The sequence below is a fragment of the Luteolibacter luteus genome (assembly GCF_012913485.1).
GTDB classification, from domain to species: Bacteria; Verrucomicrobiota; Verrucomicrobiia; order Verrucomicrobiales; family Akkermansiaceae; genus Haloferula; species Haloferula lutea.
This window is the reverse complement of sequence record NZ_CP051774.1, coordinates 4,615,896-4,638,999: the sequence shown is the minus strand read 5'-3', so window position 1 is coordinate 4,638,999 and position 23,104 is coordinate 4,615,896. Positions and strand designations below refer to the sequence as shown.

15 protein-coding genes are annotated in these 23,104 nt (G+C 60.9%); 8 read left to right on the top strand and 7 right to left on the bottom strand.

Going from position 1 to position 23,104, the window contains the following annotated elements:
- The first annotated feature begins 41 nt into the window (after positions 1–41).
- The 4 genes from HHL09_RS19185 to HHL09_RS19170 all read left to right on the top strand — a co-directional run bounded on the left by HHL09_RS19185 (position 42) and on the right by HHL09_RS19170 (position 5,676).
- Positions 42–557 carry a hypothetical protein gene (locus tag HHL09_RS19185; RefSeq protein ID WP_169456242.1) on the top strand — a complete coding sequence of 172 codons (516 nt, stop codon included), beginning with the start codon at positions 42–44 and terminating at the stop codon, positions 555–557.
- A gap of 399 nt (positions 558–956) precedes the next feature.
- Positions 957–3,476: a DUF1592 domain-containing protein gene (locus tag HHL09_RS19180; RefSeq protein ID WP_169456241.1), complete on the top strand. Its 2,520-nt coding sequence runs from the start codon at positions 957–959 to the stop codon at positions 3,474–3,476.
- A complete protein-coding gene (locus HHL09_RS19175; RefSeq protein ID WP_169456240.1) occupies positions 3,473–4,834 on the top strand; it encodes a DUF1552 domain-containing protein in 1,362 nt (453 codons plus the stop codon). Before HHL09_RS19180 ends, HHL09_RS19175 begins: the two co-directional genes overlap by 4 nt.
- Before the next feature lie 5 nt (positions 4,835–4,839).
- Positions 4,840–5,676, top strand: coding sequence for an alpha/beta hydrolase (locus HHL09_RS19170; RefSeq protein ID WP_169456239.1), 837 nt, complete (start codon positions 4,840–4,842; stop codon positions 5,674–5,676).
- A 54-nt stretch (positions 5,677–5,730) separates the two neighbouring features.
- Here the strand turns inward: HHL09_RS19170 and HHL09_RS19165 are convergent, their stop codons facing one another.
- Entirely contained in the window at positions 5,731–7,470 is a 1,740-nt protein-coding gene (locus HHL09_RS19165; RefSeq protein WP_169456238.1) for a diflavin oxidoreductase, read from the bottom strand.
- A gap of 266 nt (positions 7,471–7,736) precedes the next feature.
- Positions 7,737–8,813 carry a phosphate acyltransferase gene (locus HHL09_RS19160; protein ID WP_169456237.1) on the bottom strand — a complete coding sequence of 359 codons (1,077 nt, stop codon included), beginning with the start codon at positions 8,811–8,813 and terminating at the stop codon, positions 7,737–7,739.
- Between the two features lie 83 nt (positions 8,814–8,896).
- On the opposite strand from HHL09_RS19160, the gene HHL09_RS19155 reads away from it, so the two are divergent.
- Genes HHL09_RS19155 through purN form a run of 3 tightly spaced genes read left to right on the top strand, consistent with a single transcriptional unit; the run spans position 8,897 to position 10,830 of the window.
- Positions 8,897–9,691 (top strand): histidinol-phosphatase HisJ family protein, encoded by a 795-nt coding sequence (locus HHL09_RS19155; RefSeq protein WP_240963666.1) that lies wholly within the window; start codon positions 8,897–8,899, stop codon positions 9,689–9,691.
- Positions 9,692–9,709: 18 nt separating this feature from the next.
- Positions 9,710–10,243 (top strand): P-loop NTPase family protein, encoded by a 534-nt coding sequence (locus HHL09_RS19150; protein ID WP_169456235.1) that lies wholly within the window; start codon positions 9,710–9,712, stop codon positions 10,241–10,243.
- Entirely contained in the window at positions 10,240–10,830 is a 591-nt protein-coding gene (gene purN, locus HHL09_RS19145; RefSeq protein ID WP_169456234.1) for a phosphoribosylglycinamide formyltransferase, read from the top strand. The genes HHL09_RS19150 and purN overlap by 4 nt, the downstream gene beginning before the upstream one ends.
- A gap of 612 nt (positions 10,831–11,442) precedes the next feature.
- Here purN and HHL09_RS19140 read toward each other — a convergent pair.
- Positions 11,443–12,591 (bottom strand): hypothetical protein, encoded by a 1,149-nt coding sequence (locus HHL09_RS19140; protein WP_169456233.1) that lies wholly within the window; start codon positions 12,589–12,591, stop codon positions 11,443–11,445.
- Positions 12,588–14,612 carry an RNA polymerase sigma factor gene (locus HHL09_RS19135; RefSeq protein ID WP_169456232.1) on the bottom strand — a complete coding sequence of 675 codons (2,025 nt, stop codon included), beginning with the start codon at positions 14,610–14,612 and terminating at the stop codon, positions 12,588–12,590. Before HHL09_RS19135 ends, HHL09_RS19140 begins: the two co-directional genes overlap by 4 nt.
- Positions 14,613–14,812: 200 nt before the next feature.
- On the opposite strand from HHL09_RS19135, the gene clpB reads away from it, so the two are divergent.
- Entirely contained in the window at positions 14,813–17,389 is a 2,577-nt protein-coding gene (gene clpB / locus HHL09_RS19130) for an ATP-dependent chaperone ClpB (protein WP_169456231.1), read from the top strand.
- A 108-nt stretch (positions 17,390–17,497) separates the two neighbouring features.
- On the opposite strand, the gene HHL09_RS19125 is transcribed toward clpB, so the two are convergent.
- The 3 genes from HHL09_RS19125 to HHL09_RS19115 form a co-directional block, all read right to left on the bottom strand.
- On the bottom strand, positions 17,498–21,412 hold the full coding sequence (locus tag HHL09_RS19125) for a beta strand repeat-containing protein (RefSeq protein WP_169456230.1): 3,915 nt from the start codon (positions 21,410–21,412) through the stop codon (positions 17,498–17,500).
- Positions 21,413–21,724: 312 nt separating this feature from the next.
- The gene (locus tag HHL09_RS19120) at positions 21,725–22,150 is read right to left on the bottom strand and encodes a hypothetical protein (protein ID WP_169456229.1); all 426 of its coding nucleotides are present in this window, start codon (positions 22,148–22,150) and stop codon (positions 21,725–21,727) included.
- Between the two features lie 81 nt (positions 22,151–22,231).
- Positions 22,232–23,095: a hypothetical protein gene (locus HHL09_RS19115; RefSeq protein WP_169456228.1), complete on the bottom strand. Its 864-nt coding sequence runs from the start codon at positions 23,093–23,095 to the stop codon at positions 22,232–22,234.
- Between the last annotated feature and the right edge of the window lie 9 nt (positions 23,096–23,104).

Below are 23,104 nucleotides of genomic sequence, written 5' to 3'. Positions count from 1 at the left end.
CCGGAATGGGGCTTATTCATCGCGCAGGGCATGGTCAGGGCATGAAGCACGCACTGCTTTTCCTCGCACTCCTCGCGACGGTCCTGCCGCTCTCCGCGCAGCAGGCCCAAAAGCCCACCGCTGTCGAAGCGGCTGCCGAAACGCCCGCCATGCGTCACGCAGAGGAAAAGGAGGTCATTGCCGCCAGCGCCGCCTTGCTCGCCACCTCGGTGGATCTCCGCGAAGACGGCACCGCCCGCACCACCCACCAGATCGGACGCTTCTCCAATCGCATCGAATTCAAGGGCCTCGGGATCGATGGGATCATGAAGGCACCCGTCACTGAAGCCGACCGTCAGAAGGGCATCTCGCGCCGCTACATCGCCCTCATCCGTTGCAAGGCCCACCGCATCTGGGATGGACCGATGGTCGAGTGGTCGGAATGGCGGGAAAGCAGCTACGGCTTCTTCCCTTCCTCGATCGTCGTCGAGGAGATCAACGGCACCCTGAGCGCCCACGCGAAGCGCCTCTCCAATTTCAGCCCCGGCATCGATTCCACGATGGCGGCAGCCCGCTAGGACAGCACCGGTTTTCTCCGCGGACTTACGCCGCGGACGAGTTTTCAAGGCCTTGTTCTGAAACTTACCATGGCTGGTTCCGCTTCGTGGGCGGGCCTTGAAAACACCCTTTAACCCGATCCGCCGGATCATGGGCTCCGTCCCGTGGTCCGGCGTTTCTCCTTTTTCCAAGAACGCCGGACGAGGAACTCACGATTTCCGGCCTTTTCGCGGCGATCTGCTCCTGTCGCCGGAAAAAAATGCGCTCTCCTTCAAACACGTTGGGAATGAGTGACCCCAAAGAAGCTCTCATACATCTCGTGTCATCCTTTTCGAAATTGAAGAGGAAAGCTCGTTTCACCCGTAGAACAAGATCGCATCCTGAACCGGACCTGCGATCTTTCCGTCCTTCAGTGTTCCATGCCAGTGCCTTCCCGCTTCTTCCTCCTGCGGTCGGCCCTCACGCTGTGCGTTTGCACGGCGGCGCGGGCGGATGACTTCGCGGCCACTTATGAAGACAAGATCCTGCCCATTCTCGAGGATCATTGCTTCTCCTGCCACGGCGAGGGCGAGGACAAGGGGAAGGTCAGCTTTGACACCTTCGGCTCCACGGAAGAGCTGATGAAGCAAACTTCCCTCTGGGACCACGCCCTCCGGAACATCCGTGCCGGCTTGATGCCCCCGGCCAAGAAAAGGAAGCCTTCCACGGAGGACCTCGCCACCCTCGAGGAATGGATCAAGCGCGGCCCGCTGAAGCTCGATCCCGAAAATCCCGATCCCGGCCGGGTAACCCTTCGTCGCCTGAACCGCGTCGAATACCGGAACACGATCAAGGACCTCACCGGCTACGATTTTCGCACCGACGAAGAGTTCCCCGCCGACGACACCGGCTACGGCTTCGACAACATCGGCGACGTCCTGAGCACTTCCCCTCTCCTGCTGGAGAAATACATGCAGGCGGCGGAAACCATCATCGCCAAGGGCATGCCGATGGAAAATCGCGTGACGCCCCAGCGGAATCTCCCCGCAGGCCTCTTCCGCGGCCAAGGCGAAGGCCGCACCGGCGATTGGGAATACCGACTCTCCCTCTACGATCCCGCCGATCTCACGGCCGAGGTGAAGATCGAAAAATCCGGTACCTACCGCGTGGTCCTGAATGCCACCGCCCGCGGCTCCTTTTCCTACGATCCCGGTCGCGCCAACGCCATCTGGTCCGTCGAAGGCCGCAAGCTGCTTGACCAAGAACTGAAGTGGAGCCCGGCCCAGAAGATGGAGTCATCCATCGAGGTAAAGTGGGAGGCGGGCAGCTATCCGCTGCACCTCACGCTTCAACCGCTGGTCGACAAATCGCAGCAACCGCCGGACCTCGGCGACGGCCCCCCGAGTGTGAATCTCCACCTGAATGGCATCACGCTGATCGGGCCGATGGAGGAGGAGCACAAGGTGCATCCACCCAACTACGAACGCTTCTTCACCCGCGACCAAGCGCCCGAAGATGCCGCGGAGCGCGAGCAATATGCCTCCGAGCTCATCCGTCGCTTCGCCACCCGCGCGTACCGCCGTCCGGTGGATGAGATCACTGTGCAGAAGCTGACCGGCTTCGCGAAGCAATCGATGGATGCTCCCGGTGGCACCTTCGAGAAGGGACTCGGCCGCGCCATCGCTGCGATCCTCGCTTCCCCGCGCTTCCTTTTCCGCATGGAGTCCACCGTGCCGGAAAGCGATCCCGCCGCGCATCCGCTGCTCGACGAATATTCGCTGGCCTCGCGACTTTCGTACTTCCTCTGGTCCACCACCCCGGACGACACGCTCTATCAGCTCGCCGGGAAAGGTGAGCTGCGCAAGAACCTCGCCGCCCAGATCGAGCGCATGCTGAAGGATGAGCGCTCGGATGAATTCGTGGAAAACTTCGCCGGCCAATGGCTGCAAACCCGCGATGTCGAGGGCGCGAGCATCGATGCCCGCGTGGTCCTCGCGCGCGACGCCGGCACGGAGAGGGAGAACACCGAGCGCTTCCAGAAATTCCGCCAGCTCAACACGGAGATCGACGAAGCGGAAAAGGCTGGCAACACCAGCAAGGTCGCGGCCCTCCGCGATGAACTGGGAGAGCTCAGGAAGAAATTCCGCGGCCAGCGCCGGGTGGAATTCAGCGGATCCCTCCGCACCGCGATGCGCCGGGAAGCGGAGATGTATTTCCGCCATCTCCTCCGCGAGGATCGCAGCGTGCTGGAGCTGATCGAGACGGACTCGACCTTCCTCAATGGCGAGCTCGCAGCCCACTACGGCATCCCGGGTGTCGAAGGCGGAGACATGCGCATGGTGAAGCTCCCGGAAGACAGCCCCCGCGGCGGGATTATTACGATGGGCTCCGTACTTGCGGTGACCTCGAATCCCACCCGCACCTCGCCGGTGAAGCGCGGACTCTTCATCCTGGACAACGTGCTGGGAACCCCGCCGCCGCCCGCACCGCCGAACATCCCTTCCCTGGAAGCTTCCGAGAAAACCGCGGACGGCCGCGAGCTGACCCTGCGCGAGGCGCTGGCGATGCACCGCGAAAAGCCGCTCTGTTCTTCCTGCCACAATCGCATGGATCCTCTCGGTCTGGCATTGGAGAACTTCAACGCGATGGGCCTCTGGCGTGACCAGGAGCGCGGCCAGCCGCTCGCCTCCCCCGCCGGCCAGCTCATCACCGGTGAGATGTTCAAGGACGTCCGCGAGCTGAAGCACTTGCTCGTCACCGCCCGCCGGGAGGACTACTATCGCTGCCTCACCGAAAAGCTGCTCACCTACGCAATCGGACGCGGCCCGCAGCCCTGCGACATCACCACCGTCGATGCCATCGTCGAAAAGATGGAGCAATCCGGCGGCAAGTTTTCGACCCTGATCACGGGCATCATCGAATCCGCCCCGTTCCAAAAACGCCAACGACCCTCGACATGAACGCCGTCACCAATCGCCGCCGCTTCCTCCGCGGCATCGGAGCCTGCCTGGCCCTGCCATCCTTCGAGGCCTTCATGCCACGCGCCATGGCCGCCTCCGCCGGAGCCCGGGCCTTCGCCACCACGGCCACCGGCGCACCGCTGCGCATGGCCTTCCTCTACTTCCCGAACGGTGCGATCCAAAGCCACTGGACCGCCTCCGGCAAGGGCGCGGACTTCAGGCTGGAGAACACCCTCGCCCCTCTCGAAGCACTCAAGCATCGCGTGCAGGTGATCTCGGGATTGGAGCACCTCAATGCCGACCCCGGCAATGACGGGGCGGGCGACCACGCCCGGGCAAACGGCACTTTCCTTACCGGCGTTCGCGTGAAGAAGACCGCAGGCAGCGACATCTACGCCGGCATCTCCGTGGACCAGATCGCTGCGCAGCAGATTGGCAAGAGTACGCGCTTTGCCTCCCTCGAGCTTTCCGCCGATCCGCACCGCAAGTCTGGCGGTTGCGATTCCGGCTACTCCTGCGCCTACGAGTCGAACCTCGCGTGGCGCACTCCAACCTCGCCGCTTTCCCCGGAGTCGAATCCCCGTCTCGTCTTCGAGCGGCTTTTCGGCGCAGGCAACCACGGGGAAAGGGGCGACAGCTTGGCCCGCCGTCGCGAGCAGCAGCGCTCGATCCTCGACTTCGTGATGGAAGACGCGAAGGCGATCCAAGGACAGCTCACCAACCGCGATAAGGCGAAGATGGACGAGTATCTTACCGGCGTGCGCGAGATCGAGCAGCAGATCGTTACCGCGGAAAGCTTCCAGAATATCCCGGATCCGGACATGGCCACGCCCGATGGCATCCCGCAGCGCTACGATGAATACATCAAGCTGATGTTCCAGATGATGGCGCTCGCCTTCGAGACGGATGCCACGCGCATCTCCACGATGCTTCTCGCACGCGATGGCAGCAACCGCTCCTTCCCGGAGATCAATGTCGCCGAAGGCCACCACTCGCTCTCCCATCATCGCGAGGACAAGGACATGATCCAGAAGGTCACTCAGATCGACCTCTTCTACGCACAGCGCCTTGCGGAGTTCCTCGCACTCCTCGAGTCGAAGCAAGATGCCGACGGTCAAACCATCCTCCACAATTCGATGATCGTTTACGGTTGCGGCAACTCGGATGGCAACCGCCACACCCACGCCAACCTGCCCATCGTGGTAGCCGGCAATGGCGGCGGTGCCCTGAATCCGAGCCAGCATCTCACCGCGCAAGCCACGCCGATGTGCAACCTCTACCTGAACATGCTGGATGCCATGGGCACTCCCTCCCTGGACCGCTTCGGCGATAGCACGGGACGACTGGCGGGCGTTTGATCATCATGAAAACGCTGCTCGCCGCATTGGCACTCCTGCTTCCACTTCATGCGGAGGGGATCCTGCTCTGGCCGGCCGGTGCTCCCGGCTCCGAGGGCAAGACCGGCGAGGAGGTGGTGAAGAAATCCGAGAACGGCGAACTCACCGTCACCAATGTCCACAAGCCCACCATCACCCCTTACCTTCCCGCGAAGGAGAAGGCCACCGGAGCAGCGGTGATCGTGGCACCGGGTGGCGGTCATTCCATCCTCTGCGTGACCCATGAAGGCAGCAATGTCGCCGAATGGCTCGCGGATCACGGGATCGCCGCCTTCGTTCTCAAGTATCGCCTCGCGAAGGAACCCGGCTCCACCTACACGGTCGACGATCATGCGGTGGCAGACATGCAGCGTGCGATCCGCCTCGTCCGCAGCCGGGCCAGCGAATGGAACATCCGGCCCGATGCCGTGGGCGTCATGGGCTTCTCCGCCGGTGGCGAAGTCTGTGCGCTCGCCAGCATGAAGTTCGGGCCGAAAGAGTCCGATGCCTCCGATCCTCTCGACAAGCTCAGCGATCGCCCCGATTTCCAAGCCCTGATCTATCCAGGCCGCTCTCAACGGATCGAGCCCTTCAAGGACTCGCCACCCGCCTTCCTCGCCGCATCCGCGAATGATCGCCCCGACATTTCCGAAGGCCTGACGAAGGTGTATCTCGATTTCAAGAAAGCCGGCGTGCCGGTGGAACTGCACCTCTATTCCGGTGGCGGACACGGCTTCGGCATCCGGCCCGGAAAGAATGCTCCGGTGGATCAATGGATCCTCCGCTTCGACGAGTGGCTGAAGGACCGGAAGTTCGTCCGCTAAACAACAAACCCGGCACATCGTGCCGGGTTTGCAGAAACTTGGCTTGGCCGGCCCTTAGTAGACGTCGCGCAGGTAGCGCTTGTCCTTCTTGAGCTGGTTCACCCACGCCGCGGCGTCTTCCTTGGAAAGACCACCGTGCTGTTCGGCCACGGTGTGGAGCGCGGCATCGACATCCTTGGCCATGCGCGAGGCATCACCGCAGACGTAAAAGGCGGCACCATCTTGGAACCACTTCCAGAGCTCGGCGCCTTGCTGAACCATCAGGTTCTGCACGTAGATCTTCTCCTTCTGGTCGCGGGACCAGGCAAGATCCAGACGCTGGAGCGTGCCGTCCTTCTGGAATGCCGTGAGTTCCTCGGAATAGAGGAAGTCCGTAGCCTGATAGGGGTTACCGAAGAAGAGCCAGTTCCCACCCTTCGCGCCGCTGATCTTGCGCTCTTCGAGGAAGGCGCGGAACGGCGCGATGCCGGTGCCAGGGCCCACCATGATCACGGGCGTCTCGCCGTTTTCCGGCAAGCGGAAGGCCTTGTTGGAGTGAACGAAGACACCCGGCTTCAGACCGTTGGAACGATCGGAGAGGAAGGTCGAGCAGATACCACCGCGCTTCCGGCCGTAGGTGTTGTAGCGGACGATGCCCACGCAGAGGTGGACTTCACCCGGGTGTGCCTTCGGGCTGGAGGCGATCGAGTAGAGGCGCGGCTGCAGCTTCTTCAGCGTGCCCACGAAGTCTTCCGCATCGGTGAAGTCGGCCGGATGGTCGATCACGAGATCGATAAGATCGCGGCCCCAGCAGAAGTCATCCCATGCCTTCTTGTCATCCGCTTCCACGAGGGAGCGCAGGAAGGGCGAACCGCTGCGGGCCTGCCACTTCTGGATGAGGGACTTGTTGAGGTTGCCGATATCGTAGGAAGAAATGAGTGCCTCGCGCAGCGGGGCCTCGCCGCCGTCAGGCAGCGGCACGGAGGTGTTCGTGTTGAAGGGCAGCGCGGCCATCAGCTCATCCACCACATCCGCCGGATTCAGAGGATAAACGCCGAGTGCATCGCCCACTTCATACTCAAGGCCGGAACCATCGAGCGAAAGGGACACGTGGTGCGTCTGCTTCTCGCCGGCACCATTGAGATTGTAGTTCGCGACGATGCCGGACGGGAACGGATTCTTCTTCGAGTATCCCGTTTCGGCCTGCTCGACTACGGCAGCGGCACCATTGCCCGATGCCGCACCCGCGGGAGCGAGCACCGAGAGCACGCCATCCGACCACTGTTTGAAGGGACCGTCGTAGTCCACATCGCTATCGATGCGCTGGAAGAAACGGGAAGCACCGAGCTGCTCGAGCCGATTGTCGAAATCGATCCCGCACTTGCAGAAGTCCGGGTAGTTCGTGTCACCCAGCGCGAGGACGGAGAACTGGACGCCCTCCATGCGCGGGGCGGAGTCGCTCAGCAGGAAATTGTAGAGCTCCGCGGCATTGTCCGGCGGCTCGCCATCACCGTAGGTGGAGGTGATGATCAGGAGATTCTTCTCCTGCGGCAGGCGCCCACGATCATAGGCACCCATGTCGAACACTTCCGGTTCGAAATTCCCCTTCTTCAGGGACTTCACCAGTTTCTTGGCCAATCCTTCGGAGTTACCGGTCTGCGAGCCCCACAAGATCGTCACCGGAACAGCCGGGCCGGAAGCTTGCGGTGCGGCCGCGGCGGCCCCTGCCAGCAAATTGGACAGAAATTGACCGAGCCAGACACGCTGGTCGGCGGAAAAGGGTGCGTCTTCGGGGATCTGGATGAAAGAGGACATTGATGCAGAGCGGCCCCCGGGGCCGGGGGGGCGGAAGATGATACCGACGGCGGGCGGGTTCAAGCGCGTTTCATGCCACCGGGCGATCCGCACGATTCGTTTGATTGAGAGCCAATGTGAGCCGGACTCATGGAAAAATCCGGACACGTGAGGTGTCAGCTTGGCTCAATGAGCCCCGGACATAGAGCCCCAGCGGCTCGCCGGAGCCCTTCTCAATCCGCTTTTCTAAGTACCGTCCCCGAAGAGGGGACCGCCCGCAGCGCAGCTCAAACCTCCCCGTCGGGGTAGAGCTGGTGGTACTTGATTGCCTCCACGCCCACGGCGGCGGCGGTGCCGAAGATCGTCTCCTCAGTCGCGGTCCGCGGCACTTGGGCACAGGGCCGGGCGAGACCGGCGAGGATCTGGCCGTAGTTGATCGCCCCGGCGCAGTGCTGGAGCAGCTTCAGGGAAATGTGCGCGGCGTCCAGGTTCGGGAAGACCAGCACGTCCGCCGGATCGCGGTGATCGGCGTCCGGCAGCTTGATCTCCGAAGCGGTCGGGTCGAGCGCCACGTCCGCTTGGACTTCACCGGTGATCTTGAAATCGAGGTAGGCTTCCTTCGCCTTGTCGATGGCCAGCGCGGCAGCGGCGGCCATTTTCCGGGCTTCTTCGGTGCCAGCCGAGCCCTTCGTGGAGTGGCTGAGCAGTGCGATCCGCGGCTCGCGGCCGAGGAAGTGCTTCGCCAGTTTGCCGGTTTCGATCGTGATCGCGGCGAGTTGATCAACCGTCGGCTGCGGAATCAGGCCGCAGTCGGCGAGGAAAAGGATGCCGTCGCTGCCGAAATGCTGCAGGTGCGGGGCCACCAGCACCATCATGCCAAACATCTTCGGCACGCTCGGCAGCGGCTGGATTGTGTGCAACAGGGCACGGAAAAGGGTCGCGGGCAGGCTCTTGTTTCCGCCCACCAAGGCGTCCGCCTGGCCATACTGGACCATCATTGCGCCGAAATAGTGCGGCCGGGAGACCACGTCGCCGGGGTCCGCCGCAGAGAGCTTCCGGTAGCGCTCCACTTTCGCAAAGCGTTGACAGAAAAGGCCGAAGTCCGAGGCCTTGGCCGGCTCGATCACATTGACGAACTTCAGGCTGACACCGTTTTCAGCAGCCAGTCCCCGGATCGCCTCGCGATTCCCGAGTAGCACCGGCGCAGCGGCTTCCGCCGCCACCAAGCGCTCGGCGGCTCGCAACACGCGCAGGTCCTCGCCCTCGGTGAAAACGATACGCTTCGGGTGACTCCGGAGCTTCTGGATTTGGTATTCCGTGAATGGATTGCTGCCTTGGAGCTGACTGGAAAGATCGGTCGACATCGGAAATCCCGGCGGTACTTGCGCGTGGCCAGCACTCTAGTATTCCTAACGAAAATCAAGCAACCCGAAACCCCGCCCGTTTCGTGCCGGCCGACTACCACACCCACACCCCCCTCTGCCGGCACGCCACCGGTGAGCCCGAGGAATACATCGCCGCCGCCCGTGCCGCCGGGCTGACAGAGTATGGAATCTCGGATCACGCCCCCGCCCGCCCTGAGCCTTTCGACGATTGGCGGATGCTGGAGAGCGAACTTCCCGCTTATTTCGAGTGGATCGAGCGCGCCCGCAGCGCCGCCGGGCCCCTCCCCGTCCGCGCCGGGATGGAGTGCGACTGGCTGACAGGCTGTGAAAGCTGGATCGAAGAGCTTTCGGGCCGTTACCCGTGGGACTACCTCATCGGCTCCGTCCACTACCTCGGAGCCTGGGATTTCGATAATCCGAAATGGCTGGGCCGTTGGAAGGACGAGGATATCGACCAGGTCTGGACCCACTATTGGAAGACCTACGCCGAAATGGCCCGCAGCGGCCTCTTCGACATTCTGGGCCATCCCGATCTGGTGAAGAAATTTTCACATCGGCCCACCGGAGATCTGGCTCGCTTCTACGAGCCCGCCATCGAAGCCATCGCGGACTCCGGCTGCGTGATCGAGCTGAACACCGCGGGCTGGCACAAGCCCTGTGAAGAAGCCTATCCGCATCCCCAGTTCCTCGGCCTAGCCCGCCAAGCAGGCATTCCGCTGGTGATTTCCTCCGACTCCCACGCGCCCGGCGAGGTCGCGCGGGATTTCGGGAAGGCGATCGAATGGGCGAAGTCGGCGGGGTATCGTGAGACGGTTTTGTTTGAGGGGCGGAAGCGAAGCACCCAGATCATTCCTTGAGCCCTTGATCTCCTCCGGATGAAGAGAATCCTCGTCACCGGCAACGCAGGTTCAGGCAAATCGACCCTCGCACGGAAGATCGCGGCGGAACTCGACCTCCCTTACCATAGCTTGGACCGCGTGGTGTGGCAGCCGGGATGGAAGAAGACCCCGAAGGAGGAGCGCGACCGACAAGTTCGCGAGCTGACGGATCAGGACCAATGGGTCATCGATGGGGTCTCCTATGCCGTGCAAGAAGTGGCGGACACGGTGGTCTTTCTTGATATGCCACGCCGCCTCTGCTTCTGGCGTGCTTTCAAACGCAACTGGAAGCATGCCTTCCATTCGCGTCCCGAACTTCCTCCCAATTGCCCGGAGATCCTGATCGTCCCAACTCTGTGCCGGATCATCTGGAATTTCCCTGGTGCGATTCGGCCGGGAATTTTGGAGCGGATCGCGAAAGCCCAACCGACGCAGAGCAGCTTTCACGTGACGTCGGGTGAGGATCTAGCGAGGCTTCTCCCGGCACTCGGAGACGCACGTTCCGTGAAGCATTCTCAACTCGAATCATGAACCTCGGATTTTTCGCCTCTCACGGTGGCTCGAACATGCAGGCCCTCATCGATGCCACGAAGCGTGGCGAACTCGAAGCCCGGCCAGCCTTGCTGATCTCGAACAACCGCAATTCCCAAGCCACTGTCCGGGCCCAGCAGGAAGGCATGCCCTTCCTCGTCATGAATTCGGTGACCCATCCCGACTTCGAGGCGCTCGACCAGGCGATGCTCGACGCGTTGCGGGAACACCAAGTGGATCTCATCATTCTGGCTGGCTACATGAAGATGATCGGCCCCAAAGTTCTGGAGGCCTATGACAACCGGATCCTGAACATTCACCCTGCCCTGCTGCCAAAATTTGGCGGCCACGGAATGTTCGGCCAGCATGTCCACAAGGCCGTGCTCGAAGCCGGTGAGACGGTGACAGGCGTAACCATCCATCTCGTGAACAGCGAGTATGACGAAGGCCGGATCATCGCCCAAGCCGAGGTACCGGTGATGCCCGGGGACACCGTGGAATCGCTGGCAGCCCGCGTGCTGAAGAAAGAGCACGAGTTCTTCGCGAAGACCCTGCAGGATGTGGCGAGCGGGAAGCTGGAGCTGTAGAAGCGCGGGGAAGGACGACGAGTTTTTCGACAACACTCGAAACGCTGCAAGCCGCGTTTCCGATGGCAATCAGTGACGATGTCGCGATCGTTGCGGGTCTTCTTATCCCCTCTACGAGACCGCTAAACTCCTTGGCCTCAGGGTAACTTCAACAGCGCCGCGTCTCACTGGAAAACGTGAAGCCGCAGAAACCCGGCCAAAGAATGGAGATGACACCTGCGCCCATCTGCCGCTAGAGCCCCACACCCATTCCGAGAATGGGGACCACTGGAAGAAGTTCCGGGAGGGTTGCCGCTCTGGCAGACTCCGCTCATGTCACTTCGTCTTCCACCGGCTCTCTCCTACCGTTTCCATCCCGATCGCCTGTTAATTTTCCAGTTTTAACAGGCGGAACAGGCTGTCATCGTGGGCTGCATGAAGGAGGCATCCACCCAACCCCGAAAGCCTCGGCTGGGAATTACACCCGCCGCTTCGGTAGAGGTCGGGATCTTGGCGATGATCGCATTTCTCGCCCTATGTGACAGCTTGGCAATCCGGCTGATCAACTGGCTTTTCTGAGGGTCCCGCAGGCATGGTCGAGGAGTGTTCCCCGCTCTCACGGATTCGAGGGAATCACCTCGCCGGAGAAATCCGTTTGTCCCTTGCCTGCTGAAGACCGGCCTCATAGGCCGTCTCTGCCAGCTGACGATCTTTCCCCTCTGGAAGCTTTTTCAACCACTGCGCGGCAGTATCCGGATTCTCGGAACCCCAGCGGGCCACGATCTCTTGCAGCCCCTCTGCCCGCGCTTCCGGGTCGGTGCTACGCAAATACCAATCCAAACCCCGCGGCAGGCTTACGGGATCAAGCGAAGCCACCACCACGGTCGCGGCTCGCATGAACTCCTCCGGCGGAAGCGAAGCATCCTTCAAATACTCGCGCGCCATGGCCGGCTCCGGATGTTGCTTCAAAATCTGCTCCAGGAGATCGGGGCGGCCGCTTTCACTCACCCGCTTCAGCAGCACGGGAAGACAATCCGACGGCAGCACCATCAGCACGTCATCCAGCGTCGCTCTCAGCCTGGCGCCCTCCAAATCCATAAGGCCGGACAAATCGCCCGCGGCCGGACTAGCCGCGATTCCCGCAGCGAGCCTCAGGCTCGCAAGGTCGAGCGGCTCTTGATGGCAGTAGATCGGTTGAAAAGTCTTCTCATCGAGAGGAGGGCTGGTCTTCGTCTGCTCTTCAAGCCACGCACAGGCCGCCAAGGGATCGCGCGCCATCCAGGAGCGCACCACGTAGAGGAAGGTATTGATGATTCCACCCTTGAGGGCGAACTCGCACGCCAGCTTCGGGTCCTTATCAAGCAAGCCCGATGCCGCCACCTCATAGATGCCCGATGCGATGACATCCGGAAGCATCGCGTCACGGATATCCTTCGGCAGACGAGCCAGATCCTCCGGCGTCGCATTCAGAAGATCGTCCCTCACAAAGTCCCCATCGCGGATGCCAGGCTCCTTCCGGGTCAGAGCATAGGTGAGGAAAATCTTGTAGTATTTCCCAAGATACTTGGCGGCGCTGAACTTGGGTTGCTCGGTTCTTGCGATCTTCGTCGCAGCCGGAGAACCGTCCGCGATCTCAGAATTGATCTTGGCCTCGCCTCTCCCCAAGGCCGAGTTCCGTGCCACCAGATCCTTTTCCAGCCCGGCCAAGCGGACCGACTCCTGCCGCTGCCTCAAGCCGAGCACGAGTGCGCAGGCGATGATAAAGACAAACAGCAGCTTCATTCGAAGATCTCGGTTGGAAGTTGCAGTTCCTCGAGCTCCCGCGAAGTGAGGCCCGATTTGCGGAGCAGATCTATTGCCTCCCCGGCTCCCGGACTCTCCAACAAATCATGAAGCACGCCCGAACGAAGATCAGGATCACCGAGGAGCTTAATCCGCTGCAGGGCATCAGCTGCCCCCACGGCGGTGGTGCCTGCACGGCTGATGTAAGCGGCCAGCATCGCTTCGTCGGGATTCCTCTCCCACTCGGCATCGAGATTCTCCTTCGTTGCGTCAGGAGAAGAACTGATGGTTCTCGCAAGGAAGGCACCGATCGCCGCCGACGATTGATCGCCCGAACCCGGCTCCCGCAGCCAATCGATTCGCCCTGCGATATCATCGGATTTCATTCCCTGATAGAACCGTATCCCACCATCCTCCCGGTAGGGATCCCCTTCCGCTGCAGCTGCCAGAAGCTCGAGGGCGCTAGCCCTGCCGCCAGCCTGCTCGACCCACTCCATCACCTCGGCGATTGATTTGCCTTTGGTCTCGTATTGGAACATCGGGAGAAGCGCCTCACGCCGCTTGCCGGGATCCCGGATCTCGAAGGCCATCGCCAGGAAATCCTCTGCCTCGCCCAGCCCGCCCCGGCTCTGGATCACCCCCACCCGCTCTTCCTCGCACAAGCTGTGATAGAAAGCATCGGCCTGCTCCCTGTGCTCCGAATAAAGACCTCGGTAAATCGCACTGGCCATCATCGGGGCCACCTTCAGAGACGCCAGCCGGCCCGATTCAATCCCTTCACGATACCATGCAAGAGCCTTCTCCGGATCGGTCTTCGCCCAGTCAGGAGCCACCCTGACCGCCCAGCCCCACAGCCCTTCCTGGCCTTCTGTCCCAAGCCGATCCGCCAGCATCCCGGCGGTCGCCACCACGCGCTCCGGGGAGACCTTCGGGGTCCTTTCGGAGATGTAGGCCAAGAACAAGCGATTGATCAGTTTGTTCCGGCGATCGGGGTGCAGATCGATGGTCACTGCTTCCGTCAGCAGCTGCTCCAACTCCTCCTCGCTCATGCTCTTTAGCCGGCGGTTCGCCTCCGCGCCCTTCAGGGTGGCCCCGAGTTCATCCGCGCGGATGAGATCCGCCAGGATGAGAAGGTTTGCCCGCGCAGACCTCGCCACCACTGAAGTCTTACTTTGGGTTGTGCCAACAAGAGCGCGCTCGCTTCCCTCACTCAGGGAGCTCTCCAGAGAGGCGATCCGGTTTCGAGCGGAAGCATTCGCCACGGCTTGCAGCGAAAGAGGCACCGCGCTGAGAAGCAGCGCCACGACAATCCATGTAGCGGGATGGAGTTTCATGAAGTGAAGCGAGTGACCTACGAGGGAGTAAGAGGACAAGGCCGCAGCACCCGCCGCTGGAGAAACGGAAACGGCGGCAAGAACCGAAGCCGGAGCCGCTTGGGAAAGCGTCGTGCTGAGCCCCATGGCGAGCGTACCGCTGCTTACCGCCACACCACGCTTGGTGAGTGAGACTCTCAATCGTTCCAGGGCACGTGATCCCCGCTGGCGCCACGCAGCGGACTCACCGCCAAATTGGCGCGCCATTTGTTCGAAGCTCAGGCCGTCGAAATACCTCAGGAAGATGACTTCCCGATCCTTCTCCGAGAGCCCGTCGAGTGCTTGGTCGAGCAGTGGCCCGGCTTCCTGCCAGGCGGTCTCGCTTTCGTCCGGGCCATCGGGAGCAGGCAGGTTTTTCATGCGGTCTTCGTGGCGGCGTTCGCGGCGGAGAAGCTTCGCCGCCTCATAACAAGCGGTGCGATGGAGCCAGCCGGAAAGGCTGGGAAGATCCGTGAGACGGGACGCTTTCCGGGCGAGGATCAGCAGGGAATTTTGCGCCGCCTCCGAGGCCAGGTCTTCGCGCCCGGTGCGGCGCAGCGCGGCATGATAGAGGAGCCCGGCGTAGCGCCGGGCGAGGATGGCAAAGGCCTCCTCCGACTCTCCGATCGTCCAATCTCTCAACAGTGATGCGTCGCTTGGGGCGCTCATTCTCACCCTTTATCCCCCGCTCCCATCGCTAGTGTGACAGGAAAAAACCCGAGCGTCTGATTTTGGTCTTCATAGCAATATTAAGAGACAAATTTTTTGAATAAAACCGCTGCTATGGTATTAAATGATCAACAAAACGTCGGTGAAGTGTGGCGATGCGCTGCACTCCCTTCTAGATTGCCTCCTAACCTCCAGACCCCATGGGACTCGATAAACTTACCAACAAGCTCCAGGAAGCCCTCCAGGCCGCCCAGCGGCTGGCGTCGAAGTCAGCGCACCCGGAACTGAAGGGCACCCATTTGCTGCTCGCCCTGCTCCAACAAGAGGGCGGCCTAATCACACCTATCCTGCAAAGCGCGGGTGTGGACCTTACCAAACTGAAAGCCTCCGTAGCCTCGGCGCTCTCCCGCGAGCCAAGCCAGCAGGGTGGCACTACCCAGCCGCAGATCAGCTATGGCCTGCGTTCCACTCTCGACGCCGCGGACGAGATCCGCGAGGCGATGGGTGATGATTTCCTTAGCGTGGAGCATGTCTTGCTCGGCGCACTGAAGGCGGACTCGCCCGAAGGCAAGCTGCTCAAGGAAGCCGGTCTGGATGAAAAGAAGGCCCGCAAGGCCATCGAAGGCATCCGCGGTCCCCAAAAGGTAACCGACCAGGATCCAGAAGGGAAATATCAGACGCTTGAGAAATACGGCACCGATCTCACCGCCCGCGCTCGTGAAGGAAAGATCGACCCCGTGATCGGTCGCGACAACGAGATCCGCCGCGTCATGCAGGTACTCTCCCGTCGGACGAAGAACAACCCCGTGCTCATCGGCGAACCCGGTGTCGGCAAGACCGCCATCGTGGAAGGTCTCGCACGCCGCATCGTTTCCGGTGACGTTCCGGACTCGATGAAGGACAAGCGTATCATCGTGATGGACGTCGGCGGCATGCTCGCCGGAGCGAAGTATCGCGGTGAGTTCGAGGAGCGTCTCAAAGCATTCCTCAAGGAGGTCACCGAGTCCGCCGGAGAGATCATTCTCTTCATCGATGAGCTGCACACCATCGTAGGCGCGGGTGCCAGCGAGGGCGCGGTGGATGCCGCGAACCTGCTGAAGCCTCAGCTTGCCCGTGGCGAGCTGCGCACCATCGGCGCAACCACATTGGACGAGTATCGCAAGCACATCGAGAAGGACGCCGCGCTTGAGCGTCGCTTCCAACCCGTGATGGTCGGCGAGCCCTCGGTGGAGGATACCATCGCAATCCTGCGCGGCCTGAAGGAGCGCTACGAGGTGCACCATGGGGTACGCATCCAGGATGGCGCGCTGGTTTCCGCCGCGATGCTTTCCGACCGCTATATCTCCGATCGTTTCCTGCCGGACAAGGCCGTGGATCTTGTCGATGAAGCTGCCTCGCGGCTGAAGATCGAACTGGACTCCATGCCAACGGAAATCGACCAGATCGAGCGCGGGATCCTGCAGCTCGAAATGGAAAAGAAGGCGCTCGAGAAGGAGTCCGACAAGGCCAGCGTGGCCCGTCTTGAAAAGGTCAAGGAGGAGCAGGCGAACCTCAAGGAGCAATCCGCGGCGCTCATGGCACAGTGGCGGAATGAGAAGGAGGTCATCGACAAGGTCCGCTCTGCCCAGGAACGCATCGATGCGCTGAAGACCGAAGCCGAACAGGCCCAACGGATCGGCGACCTGACCCGGGCTTCCGAACTCACCTATGGCAGCATACCGGCAGCTCATCGCCATCTGGATGAAGCCAAGGAACGTCTGACCGAGCTTCAAAAGTCCGGTGCGATCCTGAAGGAGGAAGTCACGGAAGAAGACATCGCCCGTGTGGTCTCGGTATGGACCGGCATCCCTGTCTCCCGCCTGCAAGAGGGCGAGAAAGAGAAGCTGGTGCATATGGAAGCGCGCCTCGGGGAACGCGTGATCGGCCAGAAGAAGGCGATCAAGGCGGTCTCCAACGCGGTGCGCCGCGCCCGCGCCGGCCTGCAAGATGAGAATCGCCCGATCGGCTCCTTCCTCTTCCTTGGACCGACTGGTGTCGGGAAAACGGAACTGTCAAAGGCACTCGCCGAATTCCTCTTCGACGACGAGCACGCGATGGTGCGCATCGACATGTCCGAATACATGGAGAAGCACAGCGTCTCACGCTTGATTGGCGCGCCTCCCGGCTACGTCGGCTATGACGAGGGCGGGCAGCTCTCCGAGCACGTGCGGCGGAAGCCCTACTCGGTAGTCCTTTTCGACGAGATCGAGAAAGCCCATCCGGATGTCTTCAACGTGCTGCTGCAAGTGCTGGATGACGGACGAATCACGGACGGCCAAGGCCGGACCGTGGACTTCCGGAATACGGTGCTGATCATGACCTCGAACATCGGCAGCCAGTTCATCCTGGACGAATCAAATGCCGAGCAACGCGAAGCGAAGGTACTCGAAGCGCTGCGGCAGTATTTCCGCCCGGAATTCCTGAATCGCATCGATGAAACAATTATCTTCGACCGCCTGCAGCGCGAGGAGTTGACGACCATCGTCGACATCCAGCTCGACCGGGTGCGCAAGCGCTTGGCCAAGCAAGGACTGGCCCTGGCCCTCTCGGAAAAGGCGAAGGAATACATCGGCAACCAAGGTTACGATCCAGTCTACGGCGCTCGGCCGCTCAAGCGGGCGATCCAGCACCACCTGCTCGATCCCCTCTCGCTGGAAATCCTCGATGGCAAATTCAAGGACGGGGACGTCATCACCGCGGACGTGGATCACGGCACGGTGACTTTCAAGGTGGATTGAAAGGGTCACTTCAAAGCCGCCACGACCCCGCTTCTGAAAACGGAACACCCGGCCCGGAAATCCGGACCGGGTGCTTTTTCTTAACCCGATGAATGATCTTTCGTTCGATTATTCGACGCGAGCGCGGATGAACTCGATCGGATCGCCGGTCACCGTACCCGGGCTACGGAAGGTCCGATAGCTCCATCCGGTCTGCAATGCGGGCAGTTCGCTTTGGATGGCGGTGGCATCGGCGCCGGTCACCTGGTCGACATCCAGGCCCCAGCTTCCGAGATTGTCGCCAGCCTCGATCGTGTAGGTGATGCCATCACCCACCGCAGTGAGGGCTGTCGTGCCGCTGAAGGACGAAGCCGCAGTGCGAACCGGAAGGGTCAGCGTCAGCGTCTGTTGGCCGCCCACGGAAGCGATCTTCACAGCAATCTTGCCTCCCGTGGCTCCGGACAGTGGATTGCCGTTGAAGGCGAACTCCGCCAGGTTAACGAAGCCGTCGCCATCCGGATTCGCTGTCGACGCGCTGTCACCACCCGTCAGGCCGGCTGCCGTCGCCCAGTCGTCATAGGGTGTAGCCGAGCCGGTGCTCGTAACTTCCAGAAGGCCGTCGCCCGTGATCAAAGCTGACTCGAAGTCAGCCCCCAAGGCAGCGATAGAACCAATACGGCCCCAAGTACCGACTGCCTGAGCAGTGCCATTGATGAAGAACTTGTTCACCGTATCCGTCTGTTGGTGGAACAAATCAATCTTGGCATCGGTGGTCATCCGCAGCGAGGAAGTGTCGGCCAGATAGGGAAACTGCACGGAGAAGATCCCACCGTTGAGAATGGTGTCGCCCGTGTAGGTGCTGTTCCCATTCACATTGATGGTGTCCGGACCCGCGTACGTCAGGCTGCCGGTGCCAGAGACGACGTTATTGAAGTCGAAGGTATCAAAACCTTCGGGTGCCGTCCGGTCGATGACCAGCGAGGCATTGTTGATCACATTGGTCGAGCTCAGGCTGCCGGTCGCCCCCCCATTTCCCATCTGCAGGACGCCCTGGCTGATGGTCGTGGTCTGCTGATAGAGGTTGTCGTTGCTAAAAATCAGAGTCCCTGGACCGCTCTTCGTAAGCGTCGCCGTGGAAGCGGAGCCCGAAAGAATACCGCTGAATTCGGTGATCGCATTCTGGACGTTGAAGCCCTTCGCGCCTCCACCGGTTGCGACGGCGCCGGTGAACAGCAGGTCGCCGGTTCCCGCGCTACCGAAGGTGGTGTCAAAGCTGTAGGAGATCGGGTTTGCCACTACACGATCGGTCGCATCCGACGAGCGGACTCCCGCACCCCGGAAATCAAGCAGCCCACCTTCTCCGAAAACGGTCTCGTTCGATCCGATCGCAATCGTTCCTGCCCCAAACCGGGTTATGCCGGTATAGGTATTTGCCGCAGTGAGAGTCAGGGTGCCGGTGCCTGCCTTGGTCAGGGCACCAGGATCCGCACCATTGGCCGCCGGCCCCGTTCCCGAGATGACATTGCTGATCGTGAGATCGTCGGACCGGTTCACGATGAAACCGGAAGTAGCAGAGCCGATGTTGATGGGATTGCTGTTGATTGCTCCTGTCGTGCCGCCGTTACCGACCTGCACGAAGCCGTTGTTGATCACTGTATTGCCGGTGTTGAGGGCGCTTCCGGTGAAGATCAGGCGGGCGTTTCCGGCCTTGATCAGATCCTTGGCACCTCCACTTTCGGTCACGCTGCCACTGATGATGATATTCTGACCGCCGTCGGCCTCGATCGTCGCACCTGCGCCAGCAAGGGTAATGGCACCGGACCATGTGCCGACTCCACCGCCTTGGTTATGGAGAATGCCACCCGCGTTCAAGGTCACCGGGGTGGGTATGGTACGAACGCCGTAGGAACCCGCGCGAGCTCCCGAGTTCACCGTCACCGTGCCGGTGGCGCCGCCGAAGCCATTGTCCGTATCCTCCGAGTAGATGCGGCCCGCATCGGCGATGATATGGATCGGCGTGGCACTGGCATCGCCCCGGAAGGCGATCAAGGCCGTGTTCTTCACCGTCAGGGTATGGCCGTTGCCGGTGATCACACCGCTACCGGCTGCCGTGGTACGGCCGATGTCAAAGCGACCTACCCCGCCGAGGGTCGCATCTCCTGAGAGGATCAGGTTCTTGACCCCCGCTCCCTGATCGACGCTTGTCGTCGACGAGTTGATAAGAGCGCCAGCATTGGCGACCCCTGTCCCTGCAATCGTGTAGGTGTAGGCGCCGGAGGCAATGGTGCCCGGCGCCTGTCCCGAAATATCGACCTGGGCACCGCTGGCGACAGTAATCCCGGAGGTCGCGCCGAAAGCATCGCGACTTCCCATCCGGAGAACGCCCGAATTCACGGCGATGGCACCGGTATAGTTCTGGCCATTTCCGCCACCCAGGGTGGTGAGACCCGTGCCATTCTTGGTGATCGAGGCTCCTCCGGTGATGAAGGCAGGGCCGTTGATGGTATAGTCGCTTCCCAGATCATTCTGGAAGGTGATGCTCCGCGGCGAAACGTTTGTTACGATGCCGACGGTTTTCAAAGACGCCGTGTTCGGGAAGGTGACCGAATCGAACTGGAAGAACTTATCGGAGGTTCCCGTCCAGTTAGCAGTGGTATTGATATCCCAATTCCCCAGAAGAGTGGCACCGGTCCAGGTGACATCCCCCGCATCCACGGAAACATCGATCGATTTGCCCGCGGTGTTGTTGGTGAAAGCAAATCCCCGGTAGGCCGTGTTTCCTCCAGCAAGGGCGAAGTTGGTTTCATCCCCGCTAAGCAGGAAACCATCATAGCTGATCACCTTTACAGGAGTGTTTGCCTGCAAGGCACCCATCAAGGTGACCGTGTTGGTTCCGGAAACACTCAGATCCAACGATGTGTTGAGGGACTGTGGAGTGTCCGCTTGCACTGTAAGATTGACCCCTTGGAGGTCGATCTCACCCGCGACATCCGCCTCCCCGCCAACGGTTGTGCCAGCGACGGAAGTGAGGGATCCGCCAAAGGAAGCGCTCCGGAGAAATATTCCTCCCGCATTGTTCGTGAACTTCCCAACGTAGCCGGAAGTATCGCCCGCCAAGGTTAGGCTCCCCGCATACGTAGTAGCTCCGTTCAAGAATGACCCCTTGGTAATATCGCTTTCACCCGAGAACGGCCCGGTAAGGGTGAAATTCCGCCCTACCGGCATCGCCATCGCCTCGGTATTGAAGGTCCATGAGTTCTCAAGAGTGGTGTCCTCAACGTTGCCTCCGAGTTGGAGCGTGGAGTTGCCGTTCATGATGACGGGACGCGTGAAAGCCCTGAAGCTTCCCGAGTTCCGCGAGATCATCAGGGTCGAGCTTCCGTTCACCGTGATATTGCCGGTGCCACCGACACTGAACCCTTGGTTGCCACCAGCGTTGAACTTAAGCGAGCCTTCCTCCACGATGAAATCTCCCGACCCGGTGAGATTGAAACCGAGAATGACGAGCTGGCCGGAGCCCATCTTCGTGATATTGCCATTCATGGTCAATGTCCCGCGGGGCGTTGCGGAGGCATCATCGTTGGTGCTGCGCAGGAACAAGCCTCGATCCGTCATCACATCGCCGAGATCGCCGGCCACGCGGATGGTCTCAGGCTGGCTGAAACTGAAATTTCCCCGGAAGGTGGGACCTACCCCTGTAAATGCCCCGTCGGCCACGATCCCGTTGCCGATGGTGAGCGTGTTTGCGTTGGTCTGAAGCGTGAAGCCGCTGGTCCGCGTCCCGGTCGTTCCGACGGTAACGCTGCCGACGGTATGACTGGCGTCATTCAACGTCAGCCCGTTTGTCGTGGTATCGTTGATGATGATGTTGTCCCCGGCCGCAGGGAGCGCGGCGGGATTCCAATTGGCCGTGGCATTCCAGTTCACGCTGGTAGTGCCATTCCATGTGCAATTGGCTTGGCCGTTCGCGACCATCGGGGTCAGGAACCAGCCAACAGGCAACGACAGGGCAAGCAACTGCTGATGCAATCGATGAGAGGTCATGGGTTTTCGAGCGGGTAATGTAGGGAACCGGCCGGGTTAAAATGGGTTTGGCCAGCCCGATAAATCAGTCTGACAAATCTCATTTTTGGTCAAGATTACAAAGGGTTTCAAGCCATCTTGTAATACAAAAACCGACCTCAACCCCCGCTGCGCGATCACGCAACTCGCTGTTTCCCTGTCACTTGGAAACCAATCCTGTAAAATGCGCGGATGGGTACTTTTCTTGAATCATGTAAATCCCTCGTTCGGGTAGCCCATGCAAAGCCCCGACGACTTGTCGGACGGAGATTTCCCGCCGTGTAATGCTTTCCACTACCTGTCGGAATCCGCGACACCTCCAACAACGAGCAGGTTCTTTTTCTGCAGGGCTGCTTCAACCGCTTTGATCAGGGCATCCTTGCTTCGGCCTTCCAAGAGGATCTCCAGTTCCTTGAAGGGAAGTTCCTCGGGCTTGCAGTCGAAGGGAAATTCAGGAGGCACCGGAGCTTTCATCGTCGAGGGAAAGCGGTAGTTCCCGTCACCCATGTCTTTCACGTCGGGATGCTTGACGAACTCCTCCACAGCCTTGTTGTAGGCTTCTCCTTCTTTCTCGTAGGCCTGCATCCGGTCGGCATTTTTTACCGAGGCTGCGATGAACCGCTGCAAGCGGGCGGCATCGGCATCGCCATCCAGATGCATGAAGTAATAGGTGAGCAAGAGCCCGGAGTGATAAAGCTTCGGAATATTCTCGTTCGGCATTCCAAAGAGGCCTGCCGTTCTCGTCCTCCGGCCTCCCGGCCCCGATGCAGGATCAGACTCCGGCTCCTTCCCGCCATTCTGCTAGGCACTGGTGGTCATCGAAAAGGCATCGCCAAGCGGGTAGGCAGGTTCCTGCTTGTTGTGCTCCTTCAGCGCGTTGAAGTGGCTGTTAGGGCTAAAGGCACCAATCCGCATCGGCATCAACTCCATGTACTCCGCAGCACCTTCGATCAGCCAGATTGGCATCGTCTGGAGTGCATCATCCATCATCATGTGAGTGAGCTCGTGGATCAGCGTCTTCGTCGTATAATCTGAAGTCCGCTGCCATCCCTTCGGAGTTTCCTTCAGGCCAAGCGACTCGAAGGGCACCATGAAGACCTTTCGCTGGGTCATGTAAACGCCGGCACTAGCCGCGGGTGCACCCGCCTGGATATAGGCCTCCCGCGTGCGATAGAGCTCGGCCCGGAAATGATTGTCCTTCGGGCGGGCCAAGATGCCCCAGGGCGATGCATCGAGCAGACGGTAGGTGCCCTCGAAAATCCTGCCGATATCTTTGACCACCGCCGGAGCCAACTCCGCTTCGGACACGATCTCGAAGTGCTGCGTCCTGTAGATGAACTTGCCATTCGCCGGAAGCGAGCTGACCTGGATCTCATCAAGGTTGATCTTGATGTCCGTCGGCCAGCCTTTCCACGGCTTAGGTAGCGGCCATCCTTGCTTCGAAACAAACTCGCGATCGGCCTCCGAGAGACGGGAAAGAGGAATCCTCGAAATCTTGCCGGTTCCCGCGAGCCGGATCGCGACGGAATCGCCTTCGGTTCCCAGCATGAGACCGGCGATCTTTTTTCCGTCCGTACTGGTCCATTCCCGCTGGCTGCCCGCCCCTTCGCCAAGGACGCACGGACAGGCCAGCAGGGCCAGAATCGCAGCAAGGCGGAGCTTCATTGGCTTCAA

Excerpts from the sequence above, each read along its gene's own strand:
- HHL09_RS19115 (WP_169456228.1), bottom strand. The coding sequence starts at position 23,095 with ATGAAGCTCCGCCTTGCTGCGATTCTGGCCCTGCTGGCCTGTCCGTGC.
- HHL09_RS19160 (WP_169456237.1), bottom strand. The coding sequence starts at position 8,813 with ATGTCGACCGATCTTTCCAGTCAGCTCCAAGGCAGCAATCCATTCACG.
- clpB (WP_169456231.1), top strand. The coding sequence starts at position 14,813 with ATGGGACTCGATAAACTTACCAACAAGCTCCAGGAAGCCCTCCAGGCC.
- HHL09_RS19170 (WP_169456239.1), top strand. The coding sequence starts at position 4,840 with ATGAAAACGCTGCTCGCCGCATTGGCACTCCTGCTTCCACTTCATGCG.
- HHL09_RS19125 (WP_169456230.1), bottom strand. The coding sequence starts at position 21,412 with ATGACCTCTCATCGATTGCATCAGCAGTTGCTTGCCCTGTCGTTGCCT.
- HHL09_RS19140 (WP_169456233.1), bottom strand. The coding sequence starts at position 12,591 with ATGAAGCTGCTGTTTGTCTTTATCATCGCCTGCGCACTCGTGCTCGGC.
- HHL09_RS19135 (WP_169456232.1), bottom strand. The coding sequence starts at position 14,612 with ATGAGCGCCCCAAGCGACGCATCACTGTTGAGAGATTGGACGATCGGA.
- HHL09_RS19185 (WP_169456242.1), top strand. The coding sequence starts at position 42 with ATGAAGCACGCACTGCTTTTCCTCGCACTCCTCGCGACGGTCCTGCCG.
- purN (WP_169456234.1), top strand. The coding sequence starts at position 10,240 with ATGAACCTCGGATTTTTCGCCTCTCACGGTGGCTCGAACATGCAGGCC.
- HHL09_RS19120 (WP_169456229.1), bottom strand. The coding sequence starts at position 22,150 with ATGCCGAACGAGAATATTCCGAAGCTTTATCACTCCGGGCTCTTGCTC.
- HHL09_RS19180 (WP_169456241.1), top strand. The coding sequence starts at position 957 with ATGCCAGTGCCTTCCCGCTTCTTCCTCCTGCGGTCGGCCCTCACGCTG.
- HHL09_RS19150 (WP_169456235.1), top strand. The coding sequence starts at position 9,710 with ATGAAGAGAATCCTCGTCACCGGCAACGCAGGTTCAGGCAAATCGACC.
- HHL09_RS19175 (WP_169456240.1), top strand. The coding sequence starts at position 3,473 with ATGAACGCCGTCACCAATCGCCGCCGCTTCCTCCGCGGCATCGGAGCC.
- HHL09_RS19165 (WP_169456238.1), bottom strand. The coding sequence starts at position 7,470 with ATGTCCTCTTTCATCCAGATCCCCGAAGACGCACCCTTTTCCGCCGAC.